Source organism: Streptomyces sp. NPDC046939, from assembly GCF_040644575.1.
In the GTDB taxonomy this organism is placed as follows: domain Bacteria; phylum Actinomycetota; class Actinomycetes; order Streptomycetales; family Streptomycetaceae; genus Streptomyces.
The window spans coordinates 43,353-60,461 of the sequence record NZ_JBEYWV010000034.1; the positions used below are offsets into that span (position 1 = coordinate 43,353).

Below are 17,109 nucleotides of genomic sequence, written 5' to 3' on the forward strand. Positions count from 1 at the left end.
CCCCGACACGACATCCCGATTCTCGAAGGGCTGACTGGCATGGCCAACACGGACAACACCGAGGACAAGCTGCGGGACTACCTCAAGCGCGTCACCACGGACCTGCGGCAGACCCGCCGCAAGCTGAGCGACCTGGAGACGCGGGCGCACGAGCCCGTCGCCATCGTGGCCACCGCCTGCCACATGCCCGGCGGAGTGCGCACCCCCGAGGACCTGTGGCAGCTCGTCGCCGACGGCGTCGACACCGTCTCGGACCTGCCGTCCGACCGTGGCTGGGACATCGACGCGCTGTACGACCCCGACCCCGAGCGCGTCGGCACCAGCTACGTCCGCCAGGGCGCCTTCCTCCACGACGCGGCCGAGTTCGACGCGGGCTTCTTCGAGATCTCGCCGCGCGAGGCGACCGCGATGGACCCGCAGCAGCGGCTCCTCCTGGAGACCACCTGGGAGGCGTTCGAACGCGCCGGCATCGACCCGACCGCCCTGCGGGGCAGCTCCACCGGCGTCTTCGTCGGCGCCAGCAACCAGGGCTACGCTCCCGACGGCACCCGCGCCCCCGAGGGCATCGAAGGACACCTGCTGACCGGCGGGTCCGCCGCCGTCCTCTCCGGCCGCATCGCCTACACCTTCGGCTTCGAGGGCCCCGCCGTCAGCCTCGACACCATGTGCTCCTCGTCGCTGGTCGCCCTCCACCTCGCGGTACGGGCCCTGCGGTCCGGCGAGTGCTCCATGGCCGTCGCGGGCGGTGTCACCGTCATGGCCAGCATGCGCAACTTCATCGAGTTCAGCCGCCAGCGCGGACTCGCCGCCGACGGCCGCTGCAAGCCCTTCGCCGCCGACGCCGACGGCACCGGCTGGGGCGAGGGCGTGGGCGTCCTGCTCCTGGAGCGCCTGTCGGACGCGCGGGCCAACGGTCACCAGGTCCTCGCGGTCATCCGGGGCTCGGCGATCAACCAGGACGGCGCGTCGAACGGCCTCACCGCGCCGAACGGACCCTCCCAGCAGCGCGTCATCCGCGCGGCCCTGTCCGACGCGGGCCTTACGGCCGCGGACGTCGACGTCGTCGAGGCCCACGGCACGGGCACGAAGCTCGGCGACCCCATCGAGGCCCAGGCGCTGCTCGCCACGTACGGGCAGGAACGCGACGCCGACACCCCGCTGTGGATCGGCTCCCTCAAGTCCAACATCGGCCACACCCAGGCCGCTTCCGGCGTCGCCGGCGTCATCAAGATGGTCGAGTCGCTCCGGCACGGCGTGGCCCCCAAGTCGCTCCACGCCGACGAGGCCACACCGCACGTCGACTGGTCCTCCGGCACCCTGCGCCTGCTCACCGAGGCCGTCGACTGGCCCGAGACCGGACGGCCGCGCCGCGCGGGCGTCTCCTCGTTCGGCGGCAGCGGCACCAACGCCCACGTCGTCCTGGAGGAGGCGCCCGCCCCCGAACCCGCCGAGGACGAGGCAACGCCCGTCGAGGAGACCGGGACAGCCGACGTCGTACTGCCCTGGCTCCTGTCGGCCCGCTCGGAAGCCGCCCTGCGGGAGCAGGCCCGACGGCTGGCCGAGCGCGTCGAGTCCGCCGACCTGTCCGCCGTGGACGTCGCCCACACCCTCGCCACCGGCCGCGCCGCACTGGAGGAGCGAGCCGTCCTCGTCGGCACCGACCGCTCCGCCCTCCTCACCTCCCTCCACGCCCTGTCCCGAGGCGAACACCCCGCGACCGCCGCACGCGGCCTCGCGGAGAGCGAGCGTCTGGACCCCGTCTTCGTGTTCCCCGGGCAGGGGGCGCAGTGGGTCGGGATGGCGGTGGAGCTGCTCGACTCGTCGCCGGTGTTCGCGGAACGGTTCGCGGAGTGTGCCACCGCGCTGGGCGAGTTCGTGGAGTGGTCGTTGGTTGATGTGGTGCGGGGGGTGGAGGGTGCGCCTGGGTTGGACCGGGTGGATGTGGTGCAGCCGGTGTTGTGGGCCGTGATGGTGTCGCTGGCCGCGCTGTGGGAGTCGTTCGGTGTGCGGCCCGCTGCGGTCGTCGGCCATTCCCAAGGCGAGATCGCGGCTGCTGTGGTGGCGGGTGCGTTGAGTGTGCGTGACGGTGCGCGGGTGGTGGCGTTGCGGTCGCGGGCGATCACCTCGCTTGCCGGTCGCGGGGGCATGGTGTCGGTTGCGTTGCCTGCGGAAGGGGCTGAGGAGCTGGCCGGGCGTTGGCCGGGCCGGGTGTCCGTGGCCGCCGTCAATGGGCCGACGTCGACTGTCGTCTCGGGTGATGCCGACGCGCTCGATGAGCTGGTCGCGTACGCGGACGGCCAGGGCATCCGCGTACGTCGGATCGAAGTGGACTACGCCTCGCACTCGGCTCATGTGGAGGCCATCGAGGCCGAGCTGGCTGAGCTGCTGAACCCCGTCACGGCCTTGGAGCCGTCGGTCCCGTTCCTGTCCACGGTGACGGGGGAGTGGATCGACTCCGCTGTTACGGACGGCCGGTACTGGTACCGCAACCTGCGCCAGACCGTGCAGCTCGCCCCCGCCATCTCCACCCTGGTCGCCGAAGGCCACGGCGCCTTCCTGGAGATGAGCCCGCATCCGGTGCTGACCGTCCCGGTCGCCGAGACCGTGGAGGCGGCCGGTTCGGACGCCCCGGTCGTCGGGTCCCTGCGGCGCGGCGAGGGCGGACTCGACCGCTTCTACCTTTCCCTCGGTGAAGCCTGGGCGAAGGGGCTCGCCGTCGACTGGTCGTCCGTCTTCAAGGAGCTGTCGCCGCGCCGGGTCGATCTGCCGACGTACGCGTTCCAGCGCAGCCGGTACTGGCTCGACCTGCCCAAGACGCAGGTCAGTGCGGACCCCGCCGAGGAGCAGTTCTGGCGCAGTGTCGAGGAGAACGACCTGGAGGCGCTCGCCGGCACGCTCGGGCTCGAAGCGACCGACGGGCTCGGCGATCTCGTTCCCGCGCTCTCCGCATGGCACCGGGGGCGGCGGGACCGCACCCGGCTGGACACCTGGCGCTACAAGGTGGTGTGGCGGCCGTACCGACTGCCCGAGAGCGACAGGCTCGACGGCACCTGGCTGCTCGTCGTGCCCGCGGACGAGCTGGGATCGTCGCTGGTCAGCGGTGTCGCCGGGGCGATGGGCCGGGCCGGGGCGACCGTCGTCACCCTTGTCGTCGCCGCCGACGACCTCGACCGCGCGCAGATCGCCGCCCGACTCACCGCCGCCGTCGCCCAGACCGGGGCCGACTCCGTACGGGGCGTCGTCTCGCTGCTCGCCCTCGACGAGCGCCCCGCGCCCGAGCATCCTGGCGCGACGGCGGCCATGGTGTCCTCGCTGCTGCTCGTGCAGGGCCTGCTCGACGCCGGCATCGACGCCAAGATGTGGTTCCTGACCAGCGGGGCCGTCGCCACCGGCGCCGGGGGCGACACCGTCGACCACCCGGTCCAGGGCGCCCTGTGGGGCCTGGGCCGCGTCGTCGCCCTCGAACAGCCGCGCCGCTGGGGCGGATTGATCGACCTCCCCGCCGATGTGGACGACGACAGCGCGCACGGACTGGTCGCCCTCCTCGCCGCCCGGGGAGACGAGGACCAGGTCGCCCTGCGCGGGCGGGACGCGTACATGCGCCGCCTCGTCCGCGCGCCGCTCGCCGGCCGGGGCGCCCCGCGCACCTGGCGCACCAGCGGAGCCGCGCTCGTCACGGGCGGCACCGGGGGTCTCGGCGCCCACACTGCCCGGCTGCTCGCCCGCAACGGCGCCGAGCATCTGGTACTGACCAGCAGGCACGGTCCCGACGCGCCCGGCGCGGCCGAGCTGGAGCGGGAGCTGACCGAACTCGGCTGCCGGGTCACGATCGCCGCCTGCGACGTCGCGGACCGGGATGCGCTGTGCCGCCTCGTCGAGCAGGTCGAGGCCGACGGGCCCGCCATCCGTACCGTCGTCCACACCGCGGGCGTCGGCATGCTCGCCCCGCTCGCCGACACCGACCTCGACTTCTTCGCCGAGGGCGCCCGCGCGAAGCTCCTCGGCGCCGCGAACCTCGACGCCCTCTTCGACCACGACCGGCTCGACGCCTTCGTGCTCTACTCGTCCGTGGCCGGCACGTGGGGCAGCGGTGACCACGGCGCCTACTCCGCCTCCAACGCCTACGTCGACGCCCTCGCCGAGAACCGCAGGGCCCGCGGCCTGACCGGCACCTCCCTGGCGTGGGGCATCTGGAGCCCCGAGGGCGGCGGCATGGCCGTCAACGTCGTACGCGAGCAACTGCGCTGGCGCGGCATCCCGTTCATGGACGCCGACCTCGCCGTCGCGGGGCTTCAGCAGGCGCTCGACCACGACGAGACGTTCCTCGCCGTCGCCGACATCGACTGGGAGCGGTTCGTCCCCGTCTTCACGGCGGCGCACCCCCGGCCGCTGCTCCACGAGGTGCCCGAGGTCGCCGCGGCGATGAAGGCCGACGACGCCGTGGACGACCGCGCCGCCGACCGGCGCGGCGGACTGCGCGCACAGCTCGCCGCCCTGCCCGCCGCCGAACGCGAACGGGCCCTCACCGACGTGGTCCGCGCCCAGGTCGCCGCCGTCCTCGGCTACACCGACGGCAACGAGGTCGCCGCCACCCGCGCCTTCCGCGAACTCGGCTTCGACTCCCTCACCGCCGTCGAACTGCGCAACCGCCTCAACGAGGCGACCGGCCTCGCGCTGCCCGCCACCGTCGTCTTCGACCACCCCAACGTCCGCGACCTCGTACGCCACCTGCGCGGGCTGCTCATCGACGACAGCGCCGACGAGCAGCCCGCCGCGCTCCCCGCCGTACCGGCGGCCCGGCCCGCCCACGAGGACGAGCCGATCGCGATCGTCTCCATGGGCTGCCGCTTCCCCGGCGGAGCCAACACGCCCGAGGACTTCTGGCGGCTCGTCCTCGACGGGACGGACGCGATATCCCCGCTCCCGGCCGACCGGGGCTGGAACGTGGAGGACCTGTACGACCCCGATCCCGACCGGGCGGGCACCACGTACGCACGCGACGGCGGGTTCCTGCACGACGCGGGCGAGTTCGACGCCGCCTTCTTCGGCATCTCGCCGCGCGAGGCCACCGCGATGGACCCGCAGCAGCGCCTCCTCCTCGAAACCGCCTGGGAGACCCTGGAACGGGCGGGCATCGCGCCTGACAGCCTGCGCGGCAGCGACACCGGCGTCTTCGTCGGCGTCTCCCACCAGGGCTACGGAGCATCGGGCGAAGCCCCCGAGGGCCTTGAAGGCCACCTGATCACCGGCACCGTCACCAGCATCGCGTCCGGCCGGATCTCCTACACCCTCGGTCTCGAAGGCCCGGCCGTGACCATGGACACCGGGTGCTCCTCCGCACTCGTCGCCATGCACGTGGCCATGCGCTCCCTGCGCTCCGGCGAATGCTCCCTCGCGCTGACCGGCGGCGCCGCCGTCATGGGCGAGCCCATCGGCCTGGTCGGCTTCAGCCGCCAGCGCGGCCTCGCCGTGGACGGCCGCTGCAAGGCGTTCGGCGCGGGCGCCGACGGCATGGGCATGGCCGAGGGCGTCGGCGTCCTGCTCCTGGAGCGCCTGTCGGACGCCCGGGCCAACGGCCACCAGATCCTCGCCGTCGTCCGCGGCTCCGCCATCAACCAGGACGGCGCGTCGAACGGCCTCACCGCCCCCAACGGTCTCTCCCAGCAGCGCGTCATCCGCGCCGCGCTGGCGGACGCGGGCCTGTCGGCCACGGACGTGGACGCGGTCGAGGCCCACGGCACGGGCACGAAGCTCGGCGACCCGATCGAGGCCCAGGCACTGCTGGCCACCTACGGCCAGGAGCGCGACGCCGAACGACCGTTGTGGCTGGGTTCGGTGAAGTCCAACATCGGGCACACGCAGGCCGCCTCCGGCATGGCCGGGATCATCAAGATGGTGCAGGCCATGCGCCATGGCACGCTGCCCAAGTCCCTCCACGCGGACGAGATCACCCCGTTCGTCGACTGGTCCGCCGGCCAGGTCCGGGTCCTCACCGATCCACGCCCCTGGGAGCGCGACGGCGACCGGCCGCGCCGCGCCGGCGTCTCCTCCTTCGGCGTCAGCGGCACCAACGCCCACGTCATCCTCGAAGAGCCCGAGCCCACCGAGGAAACGGCACCGGCACCCGCCGACCAGAACCCCGTGACCGTGCCCTGGCTGGTCTCCGCCCGCTCCCAGGCCGCCCTGCGCGACCAGGCCGTGCGACTGCTGGCCCGGTTGGAGGACGCGGACACCGACCCGCTCGACGTCGCGCACACCCTCCTGACCGGCCGCGCCGCACTGGAGGAGCGAGCCGTCGTCGTCGGCACCGACCGCACCACCCTCCTCGACGGCCTCCGCGCCCTGGCCACCCGCACCACCGACACGCCCTTCGCCCGAGGCACCGCCCCGCACAACGGCGAGACCGTACGACCCGTCTTCGTGTTCCCGGGACAGGGCGCGCAGTGGATCGGGATGGCGGTGGAGCTGCTCGACTCGTCGCCGGTGTTCGCGGAACGGTTCGCGGAGTGCGCCGCCGCGCTGGACGAGTTCGTGGACTGGTCACTTGTCGATGTGGTGCGGGGGGTGGAGGGCGCGCCCGGCTTCGACCGGGTGGATGTCGTACAGCCGGTGTTGTGGGCGGTGATGGTGTCGCTGGCCGCGCTGTGGGAGTCGTTCGGTGTGAAGCCCGCCGCTGTCGTCGGTCACTCGCAAGGTGAGATTGCGGCTGCTGTGGTGGCGGGTGCGTTGAGTGTGCGTGACGGTGCGCGGGTGGTGGCATTGCGGTCGCGGGCGATCACCTCTCTGGCCGGGCGTGGGGGCATGGTGTCGGTTGCGTTGCCTGCGGAAGGGGCTGAGGAGCTGGCCGGGCGTTGGCCGGGCCGGGTGTCCGTGGCCGCCGTCAATGGGCCGACGTCGACTGTCGTCTCGGGTGATGCCGACGCGTTGGACGAGCTGGTCGCGTACGCGGACGGCCAGGGCATCCGCGTACGTCGGATCGAAGTGGACTACGCCTCGCACTCGGCTCATGTGGAGGCCATCGAAACCGAGCTGGCTGAACTGCTGAGCCCCGTCACGGCCTTGGAGTCGTCGGTCCCGTTCCTGTCGACAGTGACGGGGGAGTGGGTCGAGCCGGGGCAGACGGACGGCCGGTACTGGTACCGCAACCTGCGCCAGACCGTCCAACTCGCGCCCGCCGTCACGAAGCTGCTCGCCGAAGGCCACGGCGCGTTCCTGGAGATGAGTCCGCATCCGGTGCTGACCGTCCCGGTCGCGGAGACCGTCGAGGCGGCCGGGTCGGACGCCCCGGTCGTCGGCTCCCTGCGACGCGGCGAGGGTGGCCTCGACCGCTTCTACCTCTCCCTCGGTGAGGCCTGGGCGAAGGGGCTCACCGTCGACTGGTCGTCCGTCTTCGAGGGCCGGTCGCCGCGCCGGGTCGAGTTGCCCACGTACGCCTTCCAGCGCAGCCACTACTGGCTGGAGCCGGTCGTTCGGCAGGGCGGCGCCGACGACGTGGTTCCCGGCGGCTTCGACCCGGTCGACGACGGGTTCTGGGCCAGCGTGGACAACCAGGACGTGGACTCGCTCGCCGAGAGCCTGGGCATCGAGGACGTGCGCCCCCTCGCCCAGCTCGTGCCCGCGCTGTCCTCCTGGCGGCGTGAGCGGATCAACCGCTCCACGCTCGACGGCTGGCGCTACCGCGTCGCCTGGCAGCCCCGCACGGACCGGTCCGCCCGCGTCGACGACCTCTCCGCCACCTGGCTCGTCGTCGTACCCGCCGGGTACGAGGACGACCCGTTGGTGCGGCAGGTCCACGAGGTGGTTGACGCGAGGTCGGCCGGGGCCGTGCTCCTGGCCGTCGACCGCGACGCCGCCGAACGCGAACGCATGGCAGAGCTGGTGAGCCAGGGCGTCGACGGCGTCGAGATCGGTGGCGTGCTCTCGCTGCTCGCCCTGGACGAGTCGCCCTGGTCCGCCGAAGGGGCGATGCCCACCGGGCTCGTCCTGACCACCGCGCTGCTCCAGGCGCTCGGTGACGTACGGGTCGACGGGCCCGTCTGGTGTGCGACCCGTGGTGCCGTGTCCGTGCACCGCGGCGACGCGCTGCGTACCCCGCTGCAGGCGATGAGCTGGGGCCTGGGCCGGATCGCGGCCCTGGAGTACCCGCAGCGCTGGGGCGGTCTGATCGACCTGCCCGAGACGCTCGACGCTCGCGCCGCGCGGCGGCTGGTCACCGCGCTGTCGGGGGTGCTGGAGGAGGACCACCTCGCGGTGCGTCCCTCGGGGCTGTTCTCCCGTCGGCTTGTCAGGGCCGGTCAGGGCCCCCGGCCCGACGGCGCATGGCGGCCTTCGGGCACGGTCCTCGTCACCGGAGGCACCGGCGGACTCGGCCGGCACGTCGCCCGCTGGCTCGCCCGCGGCGGCGCCGAACACCTGGTGCTCGCCTCCCGGCGCGGTCCCGACGCTCCCGGCGCCGATGAACTCGTGGCGGAGCTTGCCGAGTTGGGGGTTCCCGCGACCGTCGTCGCCTGTGACGTCGCCGACGCCGAGGCCGTGCGGCGGCTCGTCGACGAGCTGCCCGGCGGTGGGACGCTGACCGCCGTCGTGCACACGGCGGGCGTCATCGACGACGGTGTCATCGACACGCTGACCCCGCAGCGCGCGCACGGCGTCATCCGGCCCAAGGCCGACGCCGCGCTCGCCCTCGACGCCGCCACCCGCCACCTCGACCTCGACGCGTTCGTGCTGTTCTCGTCCATGGCCGGCACGCTCGGCGGGCCGGGCCAGGGCAGCTACGCCGCCGCCAACGCCTTCCTCGACGCCCTGGCCGCGCGCCGCCGGGCCGAGGGCTTGCCCGCCACCTCCGTCGGCTGGGGCACCTGGGCCGGGGGCGGCATGGTCGGGGAGGAGGTCGCGGAGCGGCTGCGCCGCGACGGCGTGCCGCCGATGGACCCCGAGCTGGCCATCGCCTCGCTGCAGCGGGCGCTCGACGAGGACGAGGAGTTCCTGATCGTCGCCGACGTCGACTGGAAGCTCATCACCGCCCGCGCGTTCGCCGCGCTGCGGGAGCTGCCCGAGGCGCGCCGCGCCGTCGAGGCCGACAGTGGTGCGAAGAAGGAGAGCGACGTCGTCGACGGGCCGCCGCTCGTACGACGCCTCGCCGGACTGTCCGCCGCCGAGCGCCGTGCCGCGCTGCTCGCCGAGGTCAGGGCCCAGGCCGCCGCGGTGCTCGGCCATGCCGACGCCGACGCCGTCCCCGACGGGCGGGCCTTCCGCGACCTCGGGTTCGACTCGCTGACCGCCGTCGAGCTGCGCAACCGGTTCGCCGAGGCCACCGGGTTGCGGCTGCCCGTCACGCTCGCCTTCGACCACCCTTCCGCGAGTGCGCTCGCCGCCCATCTGGACACTGAGCTGTTCGGTGCGGACACGGCCGGTGACGCCCTGCCGCAGTTGCCCACGGCCGCCGTGGACGACGATCCGGTCGTCATCGTCGGCATGGGGTGCCGCTTCCCCGGCGGGGTGACCTCGCCGGAGGAGCTGTGGCGGCTCGTCGCCGACGGCACCGACGCCATCACCCCCTTCCCCGCCGACCGGGGCTGGGACGTGGAGAACCTGTACGACCCGGACCCCGAGCGCGTCGGGCACTCGTACGCGCGGCACGGCGGGTTCCTGCACGACGCCGACCAGTTCGACCCGGGCTTCTTCGGCATCGCCCCGCGTGAGGCCGTCGCCATCGACCCGCAGCACCGGCTCCTGCTCGAGACGTCCTGGGAGGCGTTCGAGCGCACCGGGATCGACCCGGACCGGCTGCGCGGCGCCCGCGCGGGCGTGTTCGTCGGCTCGAACTACAACGACTACGGCAGCCGGGCCCGCCGCGCTCCCGAGGAGTTGGAGGGTTACCTCGCCACCGGCAGCGCGAGTAGCGTCGCCTCCGGCCGGATCGCCTACACCTTCGGCCTGGAAGGGCCCGCGGTCACCGTCGACACGGCCTGCTCCTCCTCCCTCGTAGCCATGCACCTCGCCGTGCAGGCCCTGCGGTCGGGGGAGTGCGAACTCGCCCTGGCCGGTGGTGTCACCGTCATCTCGACGCCGGACACCTTCGTCGAGTTCAGCCGGCAGCGGGCCCTGTCGCCCGACGGCCGCTGCAAGGCGTTCGGCGCGGACGCCGACGGGGCGGGCTGGGCCGAAGGCGTGGGCCTGCTTCTCCTTGAGCGGCTGTCCGACGCCCGCCGCAACGGCCACCCCGTCCTGGCCATGGTCGCCGGTTCCGCCGTCAACCAGGACGGCGCCTCCAACGGGCTCACCGCGCCCAGCGGCCCCGCACAGCAGCGCGTCATCCGGCAGGCCCTCGCCTCTGCCGGGCTCTCGCCGCAGGACGTCGACGCCGTCGAGGCGCACGGCACCGGCACGAGCCTCGGTGACCCCATCGAGGCTCAGGCGCTCCTCGCCACGTACGGCCAGGACCGGCCCGCCGACCGGCCCCTGTGGCTCGGCGCGCTGAAGTCCAACATCGGTCACACCCAGGCCGCTTCGGGCGTCGCGGGCGTCATCAAGATGGTGATGGCGATGCGTCAGGGCGTCCTGCCGCGCACCCTCCACGCCGACCGGCCGTCCCCGCACATCGACTGGTCCTCCGGGGCCGTCCGGCTGCTGCGGGAGGAGCAGCGCTGGGAGCCGGGCGACACCCCGCGCCGCGCGGGCGTCTCCTCGTTCGGCGTGTCCGGCACCAACGCGCACGTCATCCTCCAGGAGCCGGACGCCCCCGCCGCCGTGGAGCCGGCCCGGCCGGTCGCCCGCACCCCGCGCGTCCTGCCCTGGCTGCTCTCCGCCCGAGGCACCGCCGCGCTGCGCGCCCAGGCCCGGCGCCTCCTCGACCACCTCGCCGGCCACCCCGACACCGCCCCCGCCGACATCGCCCTGTCGCTGGCCACCACCCGCGCCCACCACGAGGACCGGGCGGCCGTCGTCACCGACGGGACGGACGGCCTGACCGACGCGCTCACCGCCCTCGCCGACGGCCGCGAGCACCCGCTGCTCACCACGGACCGGGCGCGCGGCGGCAAGGTGGCGTTCCTGTTCTCCGGACAGGGCGCCCAGCAGGCCGGTACGGGGCGCGTCCTGTACGAGCGCTACGAGGTCTTCGCCGACGCCCTCGACGAGGTCTGCGCCCACCTGGACGCCCACCTCGAAGTGCCGTTGCGCGACGTCCTGTTCGCCGATCCGGACACCGAGGAGGCCGCCCTCCTCGACCGCACCGCCTACACGCAGGCCGGGCTCTTCGCCATCCAGGTCGCCCTCTTCCGGCTTCTGGAGAGCCTGGGCGTGCGGCCCGACGCGCTGCTCGGGCACTCCGTCGGTGAGATCGCCGCCGCGCATGTCGCGGGTGTGCTCACCCTGGAGGACGCCTGCGCGCTCGTCGCCGTACGCGGCCGCCTCATGGGTGAGCTTCCGGCGGGCGGCGCCATGATCTCCGTACAGGCCGGTGAGGACGAGGTGACCCCGCTGCTCGCCGCGCACGAGGGCCGGGTGGCCGTGGCCGCGTTGAACAGTCCGCAGGCCACCGTCCTGTCCGGCGACGAGGACGCGGTCGCCGCCGTCGCCGCCGAACTGGCCGCCCAGGGACGCAAGACGCACCGCCTCAACGTCAGCCACGCCTTCCACTCGCACCACATGGACGCCATGCTCGACGCGTTCGCCGCCCACACGGGCCGACTCCAGCACGGCGAGGCCGCGCTGCCGGTCGTCTCCACCGTCACCGGCCGCCCCGTCACCGCCGGCGAACCGTTCGACGGCGGCTACTGGGTGCGCCAGGTCCGTGACGGCGTCCGCTTCCACGACGGCATCCGCGCCCTGGAGGAGCAGGGCGTCACCACGTACGTCGAGATCGGGCCCGGCGGCGTCCTGACGGCCCTGGCCGGTGACTGCGTCGACGGCGACGCCACCCTCGTGCCGACCCTGCGCCGCGACACCGAGGAGGAGACCTCCCTGACCTCCGCCCTCGCGCGGCTGCACAGCCACGGTCACCGCGTCGACTGGGACGCCTGGTTCGCCCCCACCGGCGCCCGCCGCACCGACCTGCCGACCTACCCCTTCCAGCGGCGCGGCTACTGGCTGGAGGCGACAGGGCCCGACACCGGCCGCGACGACCTCGACGCCGTGCACCACCCCCTGCTGACGGCGGCCGTCCCGCTCGCCGACAGCTCCGGGACCGTCCTGACCGGCACCGTCTCCGTCGACGGCAGGCCCTGGCTCGCCGACCACGCACTCGACGGGCGCATCCTCTTCCCCGGCACCGCCTTCCTCGACCTCGCCATGGAGGCGTGCGCCCACACCGGAGCCGCCCGCGTCGCGGACCTGACCCTGCGGACACCGCTCGTCCTGCCCGAGAACGGCGCCGTCCGGCTCCAGGTCGCCGTCGGCGCCGCCGACGACAACGGCGACCGCACCCTCACCGTGCACTCCCGGCCCGCCGACGCCTCCGGCGCCTGGACCCGGCACGCCGAGGGCACCCTCAGCGACAACCCCGCCGACACGGCGTCCGAGTCCCTTCCCGCCGCGTGGCCGCCGCCGGGCGCGACCGAGGTGCCGGTGAGCGGGCTGTACGAGCGCATCGCCGCCGGAGGCTTCGCCTACGGCCCCGCCTTCCGCGGACTGCGCGCCGCCTGGCGCGACGGCGACACCGTGTACGCGGAGATCGCCCCCGAGGACGGCGCACACCTCCAGGGCACCGACCGGTTCCGCGTCCACCCCGCCCTGCTCGACGCGGCCCTGCACACGGTGGCCCTCACCGCCGACGAGCAGGAGGGCGGCACGGTCGTCCCGTTCACGTTCTCCGACGTCACCGTGGACCGCGCCGGGCCGAGCGCCCTGCGCGTCCGCCTCACCCCGGTGGGGGAGCCGGAGCACACCTACCGGGTGACGCTCCTCGACGGCGCCGGGCAGCCGGTCGCCGCCATCGGCGCCCTGACACTGCGCCCCGTCGACACCAGCAGCCTCCCGGCCGTTCCCGGCCGGGGAGCGCTGCACCGCATCCGCTGGACACCCGCCGCGCCCGGCACGGCCCCGGCGGGCGCCCCGCACCTCCTCGGCGACGCGGCACCCTCGCTCACCGGCGCCGTCCGGCACACCGGCCCCGCCGCACTGGCCACCGCCACCGCCGCGACCGGCGTACCCGACGCCGTGTTCGCCGCCGTCCCGGAGACGTACGAGGACGACGACCTCGGCGCCGCCACCCGCCGCGCCACCGGGCACGCCCTGCGCCTCGTCACCGAATGGCTCGCCGAGGACGCCCTGGCCGGCTCCCGGCTCGTGGTGCTCACCCGGAACGCCGTCGCCACCGGCGCCGACGACGCGCCGCGCACCGACCCCGCCCAGGCCGCCGTATGGGGCCTGGTCCGCGCGGCACGCGCCGAGAACCCGGGGCGCTTCGTCCTCGTCGACCACGACGGCAGCGCCGCCTCCCTGGCTCTCCTCGCCGCCCTGCCGGTCCTGGAGGAGAGCGAGTTCGCCCTGCGCGACGGTGCCGCCCTGACCCCGCGTCTCACCCGCGCCGAAGCCGTGGACACACCCACCGGCCCGGCGGAGAGCGCCCCCGGCACCGTCCTGGTCACCGGAGCCGGTGGCGTCCTGGGCCGACGGATCGCCCGCCACCTCGTCACCGCCCACGGCGTCCGGTCGCTCGTCCTCGCCGGGCGGCGCGGCGAGGCAGCCGACGGGATGCCCGAACTCCGCGAGGAACTCACCGGGCTCGGCGCCCACGTCACCGTCGCCGCCTGCGACGTCGCCGACCGCGACGCCCTGACGGCGCTGCTCGACACGGTGCCCGCCGACCGTCCGCTGACCACCGTCGTGCACACCGCGGGCGTCCTCGACGACGGCATCGTGCAGTCCCTGACGCCCGAACGCGTCGACACCGTGCTGCGCGCCAAGGCCGACGCCACCGTCCTCCTCGAAGAACTCACCCGCGCCACCGGCGCCGAACTCGTCCTGTTCTCCTCGGTGGCAGGCACCTTCGGCGGTGTCGGCCAGGCCAACTACTCGGCCGCCAACGCCTTCCTCGACGCCTTCGCCGCCCGCCACGACACCCCGCGGCGCAGGATCCGGTCGCTCGCCTGGGGCCTGTGGGCCGAACGCAGCGGCATGACCGGCAAGCTCGACGACGCCGACCTGCGCCGCATCGCCCGCAGCGGACTGCGCCCCATGGAGACCGGCCACGCGCTCGCCCTGCTCGACGCCGCGCTGCGCGCCCCGGAACCCTGGTACGCGCCCGTCGACCTCGACCCGGCCGCCCTGCGCGCCTCCGACGGCACGGTGCCCGACCTGGTCCGCGACCTGGTCCCGGCCCGCACCCGGCGCCCGGCCGCCGAGCCGGCACCGACCGGCTCGCAGGCGCCCACCGCGAACGACCTGCGCACCCGCCTGGCCGAACTCGCCCCCGCCGAACGGCACTCCGCCGTCCTCACCGCCGTACTCACCCAAGCGGCTCTCGTCATCGGCCACGACAGCCCCGACGCCCTCGACCCCGACGGAGGCTTCCTGGACAGCGGATTCAACTCCCTCACCGCCGTCGAACTCCGCAACCGCCTCGGCGCCCTCGCGGGCGTACGACTGCCCGCGACCCTGATGTTCGACTACCCGACACCGGAGCGGCTCGCGGCGCACCTCCTGGAGCGCATCGCCCCCGCGGACCGGCCCGCCACGCCCCCGATCCTCGACCAACTCGACGCGCTCGAAGCCCAGTTCGCCGGGGCGACCGTGGACGACACGCTCCACGACCAGCTCCGCGCACGGCTGCGCGGCCTCCTAGACCGCCTGGACGGCACCCAGGACCTCCCCGACACCCCGGCAGCTCTGACGGAGGCCGACGAGGTCTCCGACGACGAACTGCGCGCCTTCCTCGAGGGCGACCTCGACGAGGCCTGAACGCAAGGCCGGCCGTCCCGGCCGCGACCCGACGTCGCGGCCGGGCGGCCACAAGGCCACCACTCCCCACCCGTCACCCGTGATCTGGATGGAACATGAAGGCTCTCGTGCTCGCGGGGGGATCCGGTACGCGGCTGCGACCGATCACCCACACCTCCAGCAAACAACTGGTCCCGGTCGCAGGCAAACCGATCCTCTTCTACGGCCTCGAAGCCATCGCCGAGGCCGGCATCACCGAAGTCGGCGTCATCGTCGGCAGCACCGCCCCGGAGATCAAGGCCGCCGTCGGCGACGGCTCCGCCTTCGGACTCGACATCACCTACATCCCGCAGAGCGAACCCCTCGGGCTCGCCCACGCCGTCCTCATCGCCCAGCCCTTCCTCGGCGACGACGACTTCGTCATGTACCTCGGCGACAACTTCGTCCTCGACGGCATCAGCGACGTCGTCGACGACTTCCGCAAGGACCCCCGCGACGCCCACGTCCTGCTCACCCGGGTCAGCGACCCCACGGCCTTCGGCGTCGCCGTCATCGACGACCACGGCAACGTCATCGACCTGGAGGAGAAGCCGAGCCGTCCGCGCAGCGACCTCGCCGTCGCCGGCGTCTACCTGTTCACCACCGCCGTCCACGAGGCCGTCGCCGCCATCGAGCCCTCCGCCCGCGGCGAACTCGAGATCACCGACGCCCTCCAGTGGATGATCGACCAGGGGATGAACGTGTCCTCCACCGTCATCACCGGCTACTGGAAGGACACCGGCAACGTCACCGACATGCTGGAGGTCAACCGCACCCTCCTGGAACGGCTCCAGCCCTGCGTCGACGGGTTCGTCGACGAGGAGAGCGAGATCATCGGACGCGTCCGCATCGAGGCGGGCGCCGAGGTCCGCCGCTCCCGCATCGTCGGCCCCGCCATCGTCGGAGCGGGCAGCGTGGTCACCGACTCCTACATCGGCCCGTCCACCTCCGTCGCCGAGGAGTGCCGCATCCTCCACAGCGAGATCGAGTACTCCATCGTGCTGCGGGAGTCCTCCTTCGACCACATCAGGCGCGTTGCGGGCTCCCTCGTCGGCCGCAACGTCAAAGTCACCCTGACACCCCGGCTGCCCGCCGCCCACCGTCTCGTCATCGGCGACCACGGGCAGGTCCAGATCTCCTCATGAACCCCGTCCGCCTCCTCGTCGTCACGGCCGTCGAGACCGAGCGCGACGCCGTCGCGCACGGCCTCGGCCCCGCCACTCCGGTCACCGCGCCCGGCCTGCCCGGCCGCACACTGCTGCGCGTCACCGGCCACGACAACGTCTCCTGCGGGGACGCCTTCGGCATGGCGTCCGGCGTCCGCCGCCGCCCCCTCACCGCGGACCTGCTGGCCGGCGGAGTGGGCCCCGCCGCCGCGGCCGCCGCCACCGGCGCCGCGCTCACCGCGGCCGCCGTCCGGGAAGCCCCGTACGACCTGGTGATCTGCGCGGGCATCGCCGGAGGATTCGCACCGGTCGCCGCCGTGGGCTCCGTCGTCGTCGCCGACCGCGTCATCGCCGCCGACCTCGGCTGCGAGACACCCGACGGCTTCCTCTCCGTCGACAGCCTCGGCTTCGGCGTCACCGAGCACACCTGCCCGCCCGACCTGTCCGCCGCCGTAGCCCGCGTCCTCGGCGCCGTCCACGCACCGGTCCTGACCGTCTCCACCGTCACCGGCACCGCGGAACGCGCCAGGGCGCTCCAGCGGCGCCACGCGGCCGCCGCCGAGGCCATGGAGGGCTTCGGCGCCGCCGAGGCCGCCGCCCTCCACGGCATCCCCCTCCTCGAGGTCCGTACGGTCTCCAACACCGTCGGCCCCCGGGACCGGGCCGCCTGGCGCGTCCCCGACGCCCTCGCCGCCCTCCGCGACGCCTTCGCGGTGCTCAACTCCGCCCTCGCCCGGGGTGCCCAACCGCCCTACACCTGACCCGCGAGTCCGGGCCCCCGCTGCGTGCGAACGGCTCCGGGCACCGCCCCGGCCTGCGTGAACGCCCTTGTGAACACCTCCGTGCACCACGGTCGCCCCCGAAGTTCAGGCGTTTCCCCAGAGAACCCCTCCGGCCACCGAAACACCCCCTTCCCCCGGGTCATGCTGTCCCCACCGCACTCGGAGCCGAGCGTCGGTCCCGTGCCCCCACCGGGCGCCACGGGACCGACGCGCACAGGCCCGGGCGCGGACCGCCGCTCCGT

3 protein-coding genes are annotated in these 17,109 nt (G+C 74.2%); all 3 read left to right on the top strand.

Annotated features, from left to right (window positions below):
- Positions 1-39: 39 nt before the first annotated feature.
- The 3 genes from ABZ877_RS31010 (at position 40) to ABZ877_RS31020 (ending at position 16,846) form a co-directional block, all read left to right on the top strand.
- Positions 40-14,901 carry a type I polyketide synthase gene (locus ABZ877_RS31010; protein WP_361077838.1) on the top strand — a complete coding sequence of 4,954 codons (14,862 nt, stop codon included), beginning with the start codon at positions 40-42 and terminating at the stop codon, positions 14,899-14,901.
- A 95-nt stretch (positions 14,902-14,996) separates the two neighbouring features.
- Positions 14,997-16,064, top strand: coding sequence for a glucose-1-phosphate thymidylyltransferase (locus ABZ877_RS31015; RefSeq protein WP_361077841.1), 1,068 nt, complete (start codon positions 14,997-14,999; stop codon positions 16,062-16,064).
- Positions 16,061-16,846 (top strand): futalosine hydrolase, encoded by a 786-nt coding sequence (locus ABZ877_RS31020; RefSeq protein ID WP_361077844.1) that lies wholly within the window; start codon positions 16,061-16,063, stop codon positions 16,844-16,846. The genes ABZ877_RS31015 and ABZ877_RS31020 overlap by 4 nt, the downstream gene beginning before the upstream one ends.
- Positions 16,847-17,109: the final 263 nt, after the last annotated feature.